This is a genomic window from Kinneretia sp. DJ1R-11 (genome assembly GCF_025717595.1).
Taxonomy (GTDB): Bacteria; Pseudomonadota; Gammaproteobacteria; order Burkholderiales; family Burkholderiaceae_C; genus Paucibacter_A.
In genome coordinates this window covers 166,407-180,080 of the sequence record NZ_JAJIRR010000005.1, presented here as the reverse complement: position 1 = coordinate 180,080, position 13,674 = coordinate 166,407, and the positions used below count along the sequence as shown (strand labels likewise).

The 13,674-nt window shown below is 64.0% G+C and carries 13 protein-coding genes; 3 read left to right on the top strand and 10 right to left on the bottom strand.

What is annotated here, in order from left to right; genetic code table 11:
• Window positions 1–23: 23 nt before the first annotated feature.
• Together LNV23_RS11100 and uvrC are read right to left on the bottom strand one after the other, a co-directional pair.
• Entirely contained in the window at window positions 24–611 is a 588-nt protein-coding gene (locus LNV23_RS11100) for a hypothetical protein (RefSeq protein ID WP_263563043.1), read from the bottom strand.
• Window positions 598–2,658, bottom strand: coding sequence for an excinuclease ABC subunit UvrC (uvrC, locus tag LNV23_RS11095; RefSeq protein WP_263563042.1), 2,061 nt, complete (start codon window positions 2,656–2,658; stop codon window positions 598–600). The genes LNV23_RS11100 and uvrC overlap by 14 nt, the downstream gene beginning before the upstream one ends.
• 33 nt (window positions 2,659–2,691) lie before the next feature.
• Here uvrC and earP point away from each other — a divergent pair, with 33 nt between their 5' ends.
• Window positions 2,692–3,771 (top strand): elongation factor P maturation arginine rhamnosyltransferase EarP, encoded by a 1,080-nt coding sequence (earP, locus tag LNV23_RS11090; protein ID WP_263563041.1) that lies wholly within the window; start codon window positions 2,692–2,694, stop codon window positions 3,769–3,771.
• Window positions 3,772–3,994: 223 nt separating this feature from the next.
• A complete protein-coding gene (gene efp, locus LNV23_RS11085) occupies window positions 3,995–4,549 on the top strand; it encodes an elongation factor P (protein WP_263520386.1) in 555 nt (184 codons plus the stop codon).
• Window positions 4,550–4,630: 81 nt separating this feature from the next.
• Here the strand turns inward: efp and LNV23_RS11080 are convergent, their stop codons facing one another.
• Window positions 4,631–6,322 carry a GGDEF domain-containing protein gene (locus LNV23_RS11080; protein ID WP_263563040.1) on the bottom strand — a complete coding sequence of 564 codons (1,692 nt, stop codon included), beginning with the start codon at window positions 6,320–6,322 and terminating at the stop codon, window positions 4,631–4,633.
• A gap of 167 nt (window positions 6,323–6,489) precedes the next feature.
• Complete coding sequence (gene ilvB, locus LNV23_RS11075; RefSeq protein WP_263563039.1) at window positions 6,490–8,304, bottom strand: biosynthetic-type acetolactate synthase large subunit; 1,815 nt, start codon at window positions 8,302–8,304, stop codon at window positions 6,490–6,492.
• Window positions 8,305–8,404: 100 nt separating this feature from the next.
• Between ilvB and LNV23_RS11070 the strand changes: the two genes are divergently transcribed.
• Complete coding sequence (locus tag LNV23_RS11070; RefSeq protein WP_263520383.1) at window positions 8,405–8,866, top strand: Lrp/AsnC family transcriptional regulator; 462 nt, start codon at window positions 8,405–8,407, stop codon at window positions 8,864–8,866.
• 78 nt (window positions 8,867–8,944) lie between these two features.
• On the opposite strand, the gene LNV23_RS11065 is transcribed toward LNV23_RS11070, so the two are convergent.
• The 6 genes from LNV23_RS11065 to LNV23_RS11040 form a co-directional block, all read right to left on the bottom strand.
• On the bottom strand, window positions 8,945–9,367 hold the full coding sequence (locus LNV23_RS11065) for a hypothetical protein (RefSeq protein WP_263563038.1): 423 nt from the start codon (window positions 9,365–9,367) through the stop codon (window positions 8,945–8,947).
• Window positions 9,368–9,405: 38 nt separating this feature from the next.
• The gene (locus tag LNV23_RS11060) at window positions 9,406–10,278 is read right to left on the bottom strand and encodes a 2OG-Fe(II) oxygenase (RefSeq protein WP_263563037.1); all 873 of its coding nucleotides are present in this window, start codon (window positions 10,276–10,278) and stop codon (window positions 9,406–9,408) included.
• Window positions 10,279–10,315: 37 nt separating this feature from the next.
• Window positions 10,316–11,101 (bottom strand): peroxide stress protein YaaA, encoded by a 786-nt coding sequence (gene yaaA / locus LNV23_RS11055; RefSeq protein ID WP_263563036.1) that lies wholly within the window; start codon window positions 11,099–11,101, stop codon window positions 10,316–10,318.
• A 106-nt stretch (window positions 11,102–11,207) separates the two neighbouring features.
• Entirely contained in the window at window positions 11,208–12,566 is a 1,359-nt protein-coding gene (locus LNV23_RS11050) for a TolC family outer membrane protein (RefSeq protein ID WP_263563035.1), read from the bottom strand.
• 78 nt (window positions 12,567–12,644) lie between these two features.
• Window positions 12,645–12,998 carry a rhodanese-like domain-containing protein gene (locus tag LNV23_RS11045; protein WP_263563034.1) on the bottom strand — a complete coding sequence of 118 codons (354 nt, stop codon included), beginning with the start codon at window positions 12,996–12,998 and terminating at the stop codon, window positions 12,645–12,647.
• Between the two features lies 1 nt (window position 12,999).
• Window positions 13,000–13,653, bottom strand: a complete 654-nt coding sequence (locus LNV23_RS11040) for a protein-L-isoaspartate O-methyltransferase family protein (RefSeq protein WP_263563033.1) — start codon at window positions 13,651–13,653, stop codon at window positions 13,000–13,002.
• Between the last annotated feature and the right edge of the window lie 21 nt (window positions 13,654–13,674).

The window sequence follows — 13,674 nt, the reverse complement described above, 5'->3', positions numbered from 1 at the left end:
TTTATTGCCGAGGCAACAGGTCCTCAGTCAAGCGTTCTCGGCTTGAAATGACGGTCATCGTTGAACAAGAAGGTCTCGCTGAATTTCCAAGGTTCCGGCATGCGCGAGACATTGCCGAAGGGCGCGGCGCGATGCAAGGCATCAATGGCCAACTGCAAGGTGTCCGGCGCCTGCCCCGGTCGGCGCAAGATGTTGATGCGCTTGATATGGCCGTCATGGAGCAGCTCCACTTCCAGCACCGGAATCGCCAGGAGCACGGCCGGTACCTGCCCCATATAGGTCATGTGCGGGTTGGCCGCCACCAGCCGCAATGCGGCTTGCTTGCGCAACTCGTCATGGCTGCGCACGGGGCCAGGTGGTGGCAAGCCAGTCTTGGCCGTATCCACAGGCTTGGGCGCCTCGCTCTTGCCCGGCAAAGGGGCGGGAGCCGGTGCTGTACCAGGGGCAGCGGCCGATGCCTGTGCCGGGGCGGGCGAACGCGGCCCACTGGAGCAGCCGGCCAGCGCCAGCGCCAGCCCGAGCGCCGCCCAGGCGCAAAGGCGAGCCGACACCACTCTGGCGAGCGCCCGATCGCCCACACCGCCACACATCACTTCATCAGCGCAAGACACGATAGATCTCCTCTGCCAGCTCCTTGGAAACGCCCTTGACGCTGGCAATCTCTTCCACACTCGCAGCGGCCACGCCGCGTACACCACCGAAGCGCTGCAAGAGTTGCGCGCGCTTCTTCGGGCCAATACCGGCCACATCCTCGAGCTTGGAACCGCCGGTGCGCACCGCGGCTCGCTTGGCCCGCATGCCGGTGATGGCAAAGCGGTGGGCCTCGTCACGGATCTGCGCCACCAACATCAGCGCAGCCGAGTCACGCCCCAAATAGACCTTGGGCCGACCGTCGGCGAACACCAACTCCTCGAGGCCGACCTTGCGCCCCTCGCCCTTCTCCACGCCGACGATCAAGGACAGATCCAGCCCCAGTTCCTCGAAGACTTCGCGCGCCATAGCCACCTGGCCGCGACCGCCATCGACCAGCACCAGATCGGGCAGACGCCCGGTACCCAGCTGCGCAGCCTCGGCCAGCTTGCTGTAACGCCGGGTCAGCACCTGACGCATGGCGGCGTAGTCGTCGCCGCCGGTGATGCCCTCGATGTTGTAACGCCGGTATTGGCTGCTCTGCATCTGATGTGCATCGAACACCACGCAAGAGGCCATGGTCGCCTCGCCCGCTGTATGGCTGATGTCGAAGCACTCGATGCGGAAAGCATCCAGCTCCTGCACCGACAACTCCAGCGCATCCACCAGAGCGCGGGTGCGCGCCTGTTGCGAGCCCTCTTCGGCCAGCAGACGGGCCAGCGCCAATTCGGCGCCCTTGACGCACATCTCCTGCCAGATGCGGCGCTGGCCGCGCGGCTGGGATTGCGTGGTGACCTTGTAGCCGGCCTGCTCGCTCAAGGCCTCAGAAAGCGTCTCGTCCACCAGCTCGCTGAGCACGATCAGCGAGGGCACATGGGCATCGAGGTAATGCTGAGCCATGAAGGCCTCCAGCACCAGGCGCTCCGGTGAAAAGGCGCTGAGCTGCTCGTCATCGCCCAGGGAGACGGCAGTCGCCTCCTCGACATGCTTGGGGAAAAAGGCGCGGTCTCCCAGATGGCGCCCGCCGCGCACCATGGCCAGGTTGACGCAGGCGCGGCCGCCTTGCACCTTGGCCGCCAGGATGTCGACATCGCGGTCACGGCCGGTGGCGCTGTTCTCGTCCACCGACTGCTGCTGCAACACGCGCGCCAGAGCCTGGATCTGGTTGCGCACCTCGGCCGCCAGTTCGAACTGCAAGGCATCCGAATAGGCCATCATCTGCGCCTGCAGACCATCCATCACCTCTTGCGTCTCGCCCAGCAAAAAACGCTCAGCGTTGCTGACGTTGCGACCGTAATCGGCACCCTGCCCTTCCGGCACGCAAGGGCCGGAGCAGCGGCGGATCTGGTACAGCAGGCAGGGTCGTGAACGGTTGTTGAAGACCGTGTCCTCGCAGGTGCGCAGCTTGAAGACCTTCTGGATCAGCTGGATCGACTCCTTGACCGCCCAGCCGCTCGGGAAGGGGCCGAAGTAGCGATGGCGCCGGTCCACCGCGCCGCGGTAGTAGCTGATGCGCGGGAACTCATGGCCGCTGAGCTTGAGGTAGGGGTAGCTCTTGTCGTCGCGGAACAGGATGTTGAACTTGGGGTTCAGCACCTTGATCAGGTTGTTTTCCAGCAGCAGCGCCTCAGACTCGGTGCGCACGACCGTCGTCTCCAGGCGGGCGATGCGCGCCACCATCATGCCGATGCGCGTGCCGCCATGGTCTTTCTGGAAATAGCTGGAGACGCGCTTCTTCAGATGCTTGGCCTTGCCAACGTAGAGCACCTGGTCCTGGGCATCGAAGTAGCGATAGACCCCCGGCAGCCCGGGCAAGGCCGCCACCTCTTGCAGGATGCGCTCGCGCTGCTCACGCGCCACCTGCTCGACTTGCTGCACCCGCTGGGCCTCGGCCTCCTCGACGATGCGACGCTCGGCGGCCCACTGGGTCTGGGCCTGCTCTCCGAGGGCGCGGGCATCCGGCTGGGACGAAGCGGCAGCCAACTCTTGCTGGGTTTCGGGCAGGTTCTTGGAATCAGGCACTGGCATGGCCCGCATTGTGCCCGCCTCGATAATCCCGGAATGAGTCTGAGTCCGTGCCTGGTGTGGGATCTGTTCTGCCGTGTGATTGACAACTTCGGCGATGTCGGTGTCAGCTGGCGCCTGGCCCGCGACCTGGCGGCGCGCGGGCAGCGCGTGCGCCTGTGGATCGACGACGCGGCGCCGCTGCGCTGGATGGCGCCCAGGGGCTGGCCTCCCGGCATCACGGTCCACGACTGGCCATCCAGTGAAGCCGCAGACGAGGCTGGCGATGTGGTGATCGAAACTTTCGGTTGCGAGCTGCCTCCAGCTTTCGTCGCCCGCATGGCCGCGCGCGCCAAGGCGCCCCTGTGGCTGAATCTGGAGTACTTGAGCGCCGAAGCCTATGTCGAGCGCAGCCACGGCCTGAGTTCACCGCAGTTCAGCGGCCCCGGACGCGGCCTGGGCAAGCGCTTCTTCTACCCAGGCTTCAGCCCGCGCACCGGCGGCTTGCTGCGCGAGCCCGGCTTGCTGAAAGCACAAAGCCAATTCGACGCTGGCGCCTGGTTGGCTGCCCTGGGCCTGCAGCGCCGGCCGGGCGAGCGCATCGTCAGCCTGTTCGCCTACCCCAACCCGCGCCTCGCAGATTTGCTCGACACCCTCGCCGAGCAGCCGACCCTCTTGCTGGTTTGTCCCGGCGCTGTTCAAGCGGAATTGCTGCAGCGCGAGCTGCCTGCCCCGCTGCGCCTGCATGCCCTGCCCTTCGTCAGCCAGGACGATTTCGACGCCCTGCTCTGGGCAGCCGACCTCAACTTCGTGCGCGGGGAAGACTCTTTTGTGCGTGCCCAATGGGCAGGCAAGCCTTTTGTCTGGCAGATCTACCGTCAGGACGACGGCGCCCACGGCCCCAAGCTGGACGCCTTCTTGGACCTGTATCTGCAAGACGCAAGGGCCGAGCTGGCCACGGCGACGCGGAGTTGCTGGCGCCGCTGGAACGAGCTGGAGGCCGGGCATTTGCGGCTGCCGGCCGCAGCAACCGCCGCAGAAACCGCCACTACACAGGCCCTGCACTGGCGTGCTCAATTGGCGACCCAGCAGGACTTGTGCAGCCGACTGCTCGGCCTGGCCCTCAAATCAAGCTAAAATATAGGGCTTTGTTGCGCCGCAAGACCGGGCACGACACCTCGATGAAGCCGTCAAAGGCTGGCATCTCAAGACAGCAGACCCTGCTTGTTTGACCAAAGTTCAGCGGACCCGCGGGTCGTCTGATCCGCATCAATCAAGCAATGGCCTGGGCCCCGAAGCGATAGCGCGTGATCAAGACGCCGGGCCATCCCGAAGAACTTCTCTCCAAATCGGAACACTCATGAAGATTGCTCAAGAAATCCGCGCCGGCAACGTGATCATGCACGGTAAAGACCCGATGGTCGTGCTGAAGACCGAATACAGCCGTGGCGGCCGCAATGCAGCCACCGTGCGCATGAAGCTGAAGAGCCTGCTGAACAACTCGGGCACCGAAGTCGTGTTCAAGGCCGACGACAAGATGGACCAGGTCATCCTGGAAAAGCGCGACTGCACCTACACCTACTTCGCTGACCCGATGTATGTGTTCATGGACACCGAGTACAACCAGTTCGAAGTCGAAGCCGAGAACATGGGCGACGCCTTGTCCTACCTGGAAGACTCCATGCCCGTGGAAGTGGTGTTCTACGACGGCAAGGCCATCTCGGTTGAACTGCCCACCTCCCTGGTGCGTGAAGTGACCTGGACCGAACCGGCCGTCAAGGGCGACACATCGGGCAAGGTCCTGAAGCCCGCCAAGATCTCCACCGGTTTCGAAATCCCCGTGCCCATCTTCGTGGCCCAGGGCGACAAGATCGAAATCGACACCCGCACGCACGAGTACCGCAAGCGCGTCTGAGGACGCTCTGCCTGGGCCCTCGCGGCCCGGACACTCGAAACAAAGCCAGGCCTGTTGATGCAGCCTGGCTTTTTTTGTGCCTCAAGCCACCGCGCCGTAAAAGCAAACCCGGTTGCGGCCTGAGTTCTTGGCCTGATACATGGCCTGGTCGGCCTGTTTCAAGATCTCGGCCGGATCCACTTCGCCGGCACGGAACATCACCACACCGATACTCGCCGTGCAGGGGTAGCTGAAGGACTGGGCAAGCCCCTCGGCGCCGGATTCGAGTTCAACTTTGACAGTATGGCCATCTATCCGACGCTGCAAGGCATAGGGTTCGGCCAGAGCCAGTCTGATTTTCTCTGCGATGACGGCAGCTTGGGCGCGCGCCAGCTCCGCCTCACCGCTCAGCTCGACCGTCAACACGACGAACTCATCCCCACCGAAGCGCGCCACCGTGTCCTGCTCGCGCACATTGCGCCGCAAGCGGCCGGCTGCCTCCACCAGCAGTTGGTCGCCGGCTACATGGCCCTGCTGGTCATTGAGCGGCTTGAACTGATCCAGGTCGACGAACATCAGGGCGCTGTAGCAAGCGCTGCGCTTGCTCATCGAGATGGCTTGGCCCAGTCGGTCGATCAGGAGGCGACGATTGGGCAATTGAGTCAGCGGGTCCAGGACCGCCTGCAGGCGAATCTGGTCTTCCATGTCTTTTCGCTCCCTGATCTCGGCCTCCAGTTGGCGAGTGGACAGCTCCATACGCGACGTCATGGCATTGAAGGCCTCCGCCACCTCGCGCAGCTCACGCGGCCCCTCTGGTACCAAGCGCGCACCGAACTGGCCGCTATGGATCAGCCGGGTGATGCCCTCAAGTCGCGCGATCGGCCGGGTGATACGCCGTGCGATCAGACCCGCCATCAAAACCAGCATCAGCAAGGTTCCCGAGGCCACGACCAAGGCGATTAAGGCACGGCGGCGGGATTCTTCATAGACCACCGAAGCCGGCACCCCGACAAAGGCGACCCACCCGGTCTCCGGCATCACTTGCACCGAGAAATAACGCCGGACACCATCAATCGCCAGGCTCTCGAACTCTCCACTGCCGATTTCAGCAATGCGCTGTGCGGCCTCGGACTTGGGCTTGCTGCCGATCACGCCTTCGGGATCGAGATTGCGCCAAATCAGCGTGCCGTCGCGCGCAATGAATCCATATCGGCTCTCGGCCGGCAGCCACTGATCGGGGACATTGGGGTTGAAGCTGCTCAAGTCCAGCGGCAGGTAGACCGCACCGACCAGCTCCTGACGCGCATTGCGCACCGGGCTTGCCACAACCGAAACCCACTTTCCGGTGATCAAGCCCTTGTGGGGCAGGCCGACCATGGGGCGTGGCTCGCGCAGAAACTCCTGGAACCAAGGTGTGTCCTGCACGCTGACCGCCTTGCCCCCGGGCAGGGGATGAGCCGAGCACAGCACCCGCCCCTCGAGATTGGCATAGACCACATTGGCATAGGCCGGATTCATGGACAGCAAGCCAGCGAGCGCCGGGTCGCATTGCTGCTCATCCATCAGCTGCACCTGTGGCCGCGCAGCCAAGCGTTCCAGGCTTTGCTGCGCCTTGCTCAAGCTGCCACCGGTGTTGCGAATCATGGTCGCTGCCAAGGTCCGCAAGGAAGTCTTGGTCTGCTCCACCGTGTGCTGCATGTCCAGATAGATGCCCAGACCCAGCAAACCAAACACCGGCAAAGCGGTGGCCAGGAAGAGCAGCAGCAAGTAGGTCCGTATTGACAAGGTCTGCATGAGCAACTGGCTGAAAAGCGCCGCCTTGGATCCGTGTGATCAACCAGGCGCCTCAAGGGCCGCACTGCTGTCACTGGCGCTTCAATTTAGCAGTTGCGGCAGGCCATAGCACGGGAACAAGTCGCTTCATCACGATCACAACAGCCGACGGCCAGCCGGATCGGGTGTCAAGACACGGGCTGATCTACGCCAGGCTCCACATAGGCCTTGTTTTTGCCCAACCAGACTTCCTGATGGCCGGCTCCCGCCGGAATCATGGGGAAGCAGTTTTCTTCGGCCAGGACCTGAACATCGAGAAAAAACGGCCCCGTGCTGGCCAGGCATTGCTGCAGCGCGGCGTCCAGGTCCTCGCGCCGCTCGACCCGCAAGGCCTGCCAACCGAAAGCGCGCGCCAAGGCCACGAAATCCGGCAGCGCCTCGGTGTAGCTGTGGCTGTAACGGCCGCCGTGGATCAACTCCTGCCATTGCCGCACCATGCCCATGCGGCCGTTGTTGGACAGCACCAACTTGACCGGCAGGCGGTGCTGCACGGCGGTCGACATTTCCTGGATGTTCATCAGCACCGAGGCGTCGCCACTGACGCAGACCACCAGCTCATCCGGGCATGCGATCTGCGCCCCCAAGGCAGCGGGCAAACCGTAGCCCATGGTGCCTGCGCCCCCCGAGGTCAGCCAACGCCCAGGGGCCTCGAAACGCAAATGCTGGGCCGCCCACATCTGGTGTTGGCCCACATCGGTGGAGACGATGGCGCCCTGCCCCGGCCTCTGCTGCTCGGCGGCCTGCTGCAGCTGGCGCATCAAGGCCTGCGGCAGGATGGCGCCCACGCCAGGGTCATCAAAACCGAAACTATCGGCGGCACGCCAGGTGGCGATGCGCGCCCACCAAGCGCGCAGATCCAGGGTTTGCGCCCGCCTGACCCAGCCTTGTTCCAGGGCCGCCAGCGTGGCCGCACAATCACCAGGCAAAGCCACATCGGCAGGCACCACCTTGCCAATGGACCCCGGGTCGATGTCCAGATGAATGACCTTGGCACCGGGGCAGAAACTGTCCAGGCGACCGGTGACTCGGTCGTCAAAGCGCGCGCCAACACAAACGATCAGGTCGGCGTGATGCATGGCCAGATTGGCCTCCAGACTGCCATGCATGCCCAGCATGCCCAGCCACTGCGGACTGGAGGCCGGAACCGCGCCCAAGCCGAGCAAGGTCAGGGTGCACGGCGCAGTGGTGGAAGTGACCAAACGCTGGAAGCTGGCGCAGGCCGCCACGCCCGAGTTGATCAAACCTCCACCGCCATAGAACACCGGGCGCTGCGCTGCGACCAACAAGTCGAGTGCTGCCGCAACAGCGGCAGCGTCCACGACCGGCGACGGCAGCTCAGCTTGGACCGGCGGCTGCCATTGCGAGGTCGGCAGCGCCTGCAGCTGGATGTCCTTGGGAAAGTCGATCAGCACCGGGCCGGGTCGCTCGCCGCAAGCGCGCCAGCAAGCCTCTTGCACTGCGGCCGCCACCTGCTCGACCGCGCGGATCTGCACATTCCATTTCGTCACCGGCTTGGAAATGCCCAAAGCGTCGCATTCCTGGAAAGCATCGGTGCCGATGGCCGTGGTCGCCACCTGGCCGCTGATGCACAGAACTGGAATGCTGTCGCAGAGCGCATCCAGCAGTCCCGTGGTGGTGTTGCTCATGCCAGGCCCCGAGGTCACAAACACCACACCGAGCCGGCCGGTGCTGCGCGCATAGCCCTCGGCTGCATGCACGGCGGCCTGCTCGTGGCGCACCAGCACATGCCGCAGGCGCGGCTCGGCATGCAGGGCGTCGTAGAGCGGCAGCACGGCGCCGCCGGGGTAGCCGAACACGGTATCCACGCCGAGAGCCAACAGGCTGGCAATCAAGGCCTGCGCACCGTTGCTCGGGACGGCGGGCTGAAGAACCGGGGCGAGATCGAGATCCGCGGCGAACAGGGTTTCGGGCAATGCACTCATGCCAGCACTGTGCCCAAGAAGCGCCAGCAAAGGCTGCCGAATTTTTCCTTGAATCAGCAAGCCATAAGCAAAATTTGCTGCAAAGTTAAACTCACACAGCATGAAGCTCGATAAATTCGATTTCGCCATCCTGGCCTGCCTGCAGCAGGACGCCCGCATCAGCCTTCAGGAGCTGAGCGGCCGCGTTGGCCTGACCAGTTCACCCTGCTGGGCGCGCATCAAACGCATGGAGGAAGCCGGCGTGATCGAGGGCTATGCCGTGCGGCTCAATGCCGCCAAGATCGGCTTGGCCGACACCGTGATCGTGCAGGTGACTCTGGACAACCATTCCGACGAAGCCTTGTTCGAATTCGGCCGCGCGCTGGAGCAGATCCCCGAGGTGCTGGAGGCTTTCCTGGTCTCGGGCGACTACGACTACTACGTGCGCATCGCCGTCTCGGACACGCGCGACTACGAGCGCCTGCTGCGCGAGCGCCTGTACAAGATCCCGGGCATCCGCCACAGCAAGTCGAGCTTTGTGCTGCGGCAACTGAAGCAAAGCCAGCTGCCTTTGCGGAGCTGAGCTCCGAGACTCACCGCTCCTGCACCCAGGCCCGAAGTCTCCCGACTTCAGGCGTCTGGCAAATGCAGCTGCCTGTCTTCAATGCGCCTTGCGCTTGGCCGCCGCCTGATGGGCTTTTTTCTTGCTGGTCTTGCCGCCCTCGGCCGCAGGCTTCTTGCCCTTGGCGCCGGCCATGCCGCGGGACGCTTTCGCCTTCGCCTTCGCCTTGGCACCGGACGCCTTGGCAGCCGCTTTACCGCCCCCTTGACCCGCAGCCTTGCCTGCCTTCTTGTCCGCCTTCTTGCCAGATTTCTTGCTTGCCTTGGCCGCCGCTGCTGGCGACGCCTGTTTCGCCGCAGTCGCCGCGTCTTCAATCTGATGCAAGCCCACCACCGCCGGCGCCACAGGCTGCGGAGTCTGGATGACCGTGCCTTGGCTGCTGATCTGGCTGTGCGCCGAAGCGGCGCTGAGCGCGCCCAGCAGGCCCACGCACAGGGCGATGATGATGTTCTTATGGTTCATGACTTGCAACTCCTGAATCACTCTCAAATCCCTTTCATTCAAACAAACACGCCCTGACGCAGCCACTTGGTCGCCACCCACTTCTCGCCCTCGCGCACCGGCGCACCGCCGTGCAGGGTCAGGGTCTGGGGCTGCGGCCTGTCATAGCTGAAGAACACGGCATTGCCCTTGACCGGCAAGACATCGAGGCCAATGTCCGGAAAGATGGTGGCGCCGCCCGCCGTCGGCGTGTTGAGGTACATCACCAGGGTGCCGACCCGCTGGCCGCCGCGCTTGAGGATGGCAGGCGTGCTGCTCATCCCAGGGTCGAAGTAATCGTAATGCGGCAAATACTCGGCACCGGGCCGGTAACGCAAGACTTGCAGGCCCTCGCCATGGTCCACCGGCCAATTCAGCAAAGCTGCCAGACGTGCCTCGATGCGGCGGATCAATTCATTCTCGCCGCGCTCGAAGAACATGCCTTCGCTGGTACGAGCGGCATTGACCTCGCTGCCGCTGTCCTTGGCCGCCACGGTTTCCGAGCGCGCCAAGCGCGCCTCGGACTGCGCCACCATGGCGTCGCACTCTTCATCCGACAGCAGGCCGCCGAACACGAGCACGCGCGGATGGCGCAGGCTCAGCAGCACGCGCACGGCGCGGTCACCGATCTGCAGCACTGGCGACCCACGACTCAAATCGGGCTCAGGCACCGGGCTGCCGGCGGCGGCCTCACGCACCGCTTGGCTGAGGCCGGTGGCCATGGGCTGAACCAGGGAGGGATCCAAGGTCTGCGCCAAGGCGCTCGCGGCCACCGAGGCGTCCCAGCCGCTGCTTTGCATGGCGGCCAGCAATTGCTCCTGGCTGCAGCCCTGGGCCAGCTGCGAAGCGATCCACTGGCGCAGATCGGCGGTGATCAGTTGTTGTGCACTCATGGTGAACTGAGGGACTCAGAAAAGGGAAGGAAAACCTTCAATCGGCCTGACGACGACGGAACACCAGGCGCTCGGGTGTCGAGACTTCGGCATGGTAGCGGTAGCCGTCGAGATTGAAGTCCAGCAGTCCTGCCGGCGTGTCCACGCCCTCGGTGATGGCGAAGCGGGCCATCAGGCCGCGCGCACGCTTGGCGAAGAAACTGATGATTTTGTACTGGCCGTTCTTCCAGTCCTCGAACACGCATTCCAGCACCCGCGGCTGCAAGCACTTGCGGTCGGCGGCCTTGAAATACTCCTGCGAGGCCAGGTTGACGATCACCGGCACCTGGCTGGAAGCGGCTCGCGCATTCAGGTGTTCGGCCAGCCGGTCACCCCAGAATTGATAGAGATTGCTACCGCGCGGATTCACCAGACGCGTGCCCATCTCCAGGCGATAAGGCTGCATCAGGTCCATCGGGCGCAGCACGCCGTACAAGCCCGAAAGAATCGCCACATGGCTCTGCGCCCATTGCAGCTGCTCGGGGCTCAGGCTGACGGCCTGCAGGCCGTCATAGACATCGCCATTGAAGGCCAACACCGCAGGCTTGCTGTTCTTCTCGGTGAAACGCGGACGCCAGGCCCGATAGCGCGCCACATTGAGCTCGGACAAAGCTTCGGAGAGATCCATCAAGCGGGCGATATCGGCCGGCGTCTGCGTCTTGAGCACCTCGATCAACTCACTCGAATGGGAGGTGAACTGTGGCTTGGTGATCCAGGGTTTCAGCGCGTCAGCAACCGGTGTTTCGTAGTCCAGGGACTTGGCGGGAGAGAGCAAATAAAGCATGGGTACCATTGTCTCCCAGAGCCCATGAAAAACGCCCGCAGGAGGCAAGCTCCGGCGGGCGATTCGGGGGCCAAAGCGCCTTGACGGGCGATCAGCGACGCCAGCCTTACTTGGCCAGCAGCTGATTCACGGCCGACACATCCTCGGGCTTGAGCTGGCCCGAGGCCTGGCGCAGCCTGAGGCTGGTCATGACCACGTCGTAGCGTGCCTTGGCCAGGTTTTGCTGGGTGTTGAAAAGCTGGGTCTGGGCATTGAGCACGTCCAGATTGACCCGCACGCCGACCTTGTAGCCCAGTTGCGTGGCTTCCAGCGCCAGCTTGGACGAAGACTCGGCCGCTTCCAGGGCCTTGACCTGGGCCGTCAGGGACTGCACGCCGAAGAAGGCGCGCTTGGTGCCTTCGGACACGGCGCGGCGGGCGTAGTCGAGGTCGTTGCGTGACTTCTCTTCCAGGGCCAGGGTTTCCTTGATGCGGTTCTGGGTGGCACCGCCAGTGTAGAGCGGCAGACTCAGGGTCACGCCAAGGCTGGCCGTGCCGGTCGTGCCCTTGAGCTGAGCGCCCGAACCACGGGCATCCTGGGCGCCCAGGCTACCGTTGAGGTCCACCGTCACGCCGTCGGCAGCGCGCGCTTTACCGATTTCCAACTTGGCCACTTCGAGGCCCATGCGGGCCTTGCGAATCAGCGGGTGCAGCTCGTCGGCCTGCGCCACCCAGGGGTCCACCGTCAGCGGCGTCACGGCTGGCAGGGCCACGGGCACAGCCAATGGCTTGGGCGTCACGCCGTTGCGGCCAACCAGCTGGTCCAGGGTCACACTCTTGATGCGCAGATCGTTCTCGGCAGCAATCTCGGTGGCCAGGGCCAAGTCATAGCGAGCTTGCGCTTCGCGGGTGTCGGTGATGGTTTGGGTACCGACTTCGAAATTCCGTTTGGCCGAAGCCAGCTGTTCGGAAATCATGACCTTGCTGGCGCGTGCCGTGCCCAGCACGTCCTGGGCACCCAGCACATCGAAATAGGCTTGCGCGACACGCACGATCAGATCCTGCTCGGCACTCTCCAGGTCGGCCTGAGCAACCGTCAGACCCAATTGCGCTTGAGCGATGCTCAGCTTGTTGCCCGGGTTGTACAAGGCGTACTTGCCTTGCAGGCCGGCCGACAAGGTACTAGCACCAACACGGCCAACATTCGGCGGGTCTGTTTCGTCACGCTTGGCCGTCACCCCGAGGCCGAGGCTGGGCCGAGCCAAGGCATCGGCCTGAGCCGCCTTGTACTGGGCCGAATCCGCCAGCGCACGGGCCGACAGAAACTGCGCATCAAAAGCGCGGGCCGCGTCGTACAGCTCCTGCAGACTTTGCGCCTGGGCGCTGCCAGCGCCGGCCATCAACAGCGCCAGCGCCATGCCGACACGGCTCAGGGCACGGCCCGGGTTGGAGGAATGGCGCGAATTCATAGCACGTGGGTCACGCATGAGCTTCCTTGTCAGCGATTAGCTTTTTGAGTCCTGAGCCGTGATCCTAGCGGGATGCACGCTTGTTGGGTTTGGTCATCAATAGCGAGGCACGCCAGGGTCCACCTGCAAGGACCACGCGTCAATGCCACCGGCGAGGTTATAGACGGAATCGAAGCCCTGGCGCTGTAGAAATGCGACGACTTGCTGACTTCGCATGCCGTGATGGCAATAACAGACGATGGATTGCAGGCGGTCGAGCTCTTCAAAGCGCTCGGGCAGCTGCCCCATGGGAATCAATTGCGCCGGCACGCCCTCGATGCGAATGCTGGCCAACGCCGCTTCCCAAGGTTCACGCACGTCCAGCAGCAGCGGCAAGCTCGCCACGTCCGCCCCGGGTGCGCTGCGCGCACACAGCGCGTGAAAATCAGTCACGCTCAGCGAGGGCTGCATCTCAGAACTGGAAGCTGCTGCGCTCGGTGAAACCGTGCAGACGCGGCGCCACGGTGTCGAACAGCTCGACGGTGCGGTAGTTCTTCTCGTCCACACGGGTGATCAGCTGGGCGCGCATCACCGGCTCTTCGCCGACGATGGCGGCCAGGCGACCGCCCACCTTGAGTTGGGCCAGCAGCGCGGCCGGCACCTCGGCCACCGAGCCCGACAGCAGGATGACGTCAAACGGTGCTTCTTTGGCCAGGCCTTGCGAGCCATCCTGCTCCAACACGGTGACGTTGAGCACGCCGGCGCGCTTGAGCGTGAGGGTGGCATGGGCTGCCAACTCGGGATTGATTTCCAGGCTCAGCACGCGTTGGGCGCGGTGGCCCAGCAGCGCCGCCATGAAGCCACTGCCGGTGCCGACTTCCAGCACCTTTTCATGGCGAGCCACTTTCAGCTCTTGCAGAAGGCGGGCCTCGACGCGCGGTGCCAGCATGCGCTGACCGTCGGCCAGTGGAATCTCGGTGTCCATGAAGGCCAGGCCCTTGCAGGCCACTGGCACGAAATCTTCGCGCTTCACCACCGCCAAGAGCTGGAGCACATCAGCGTCCAGCACATCCCAAGGGCGGATCTGCTGTTCGATCATGTTGAAGCGGGCTTGTTCGATGTTCATCTCGGTCCAGTCTTTTGCGTG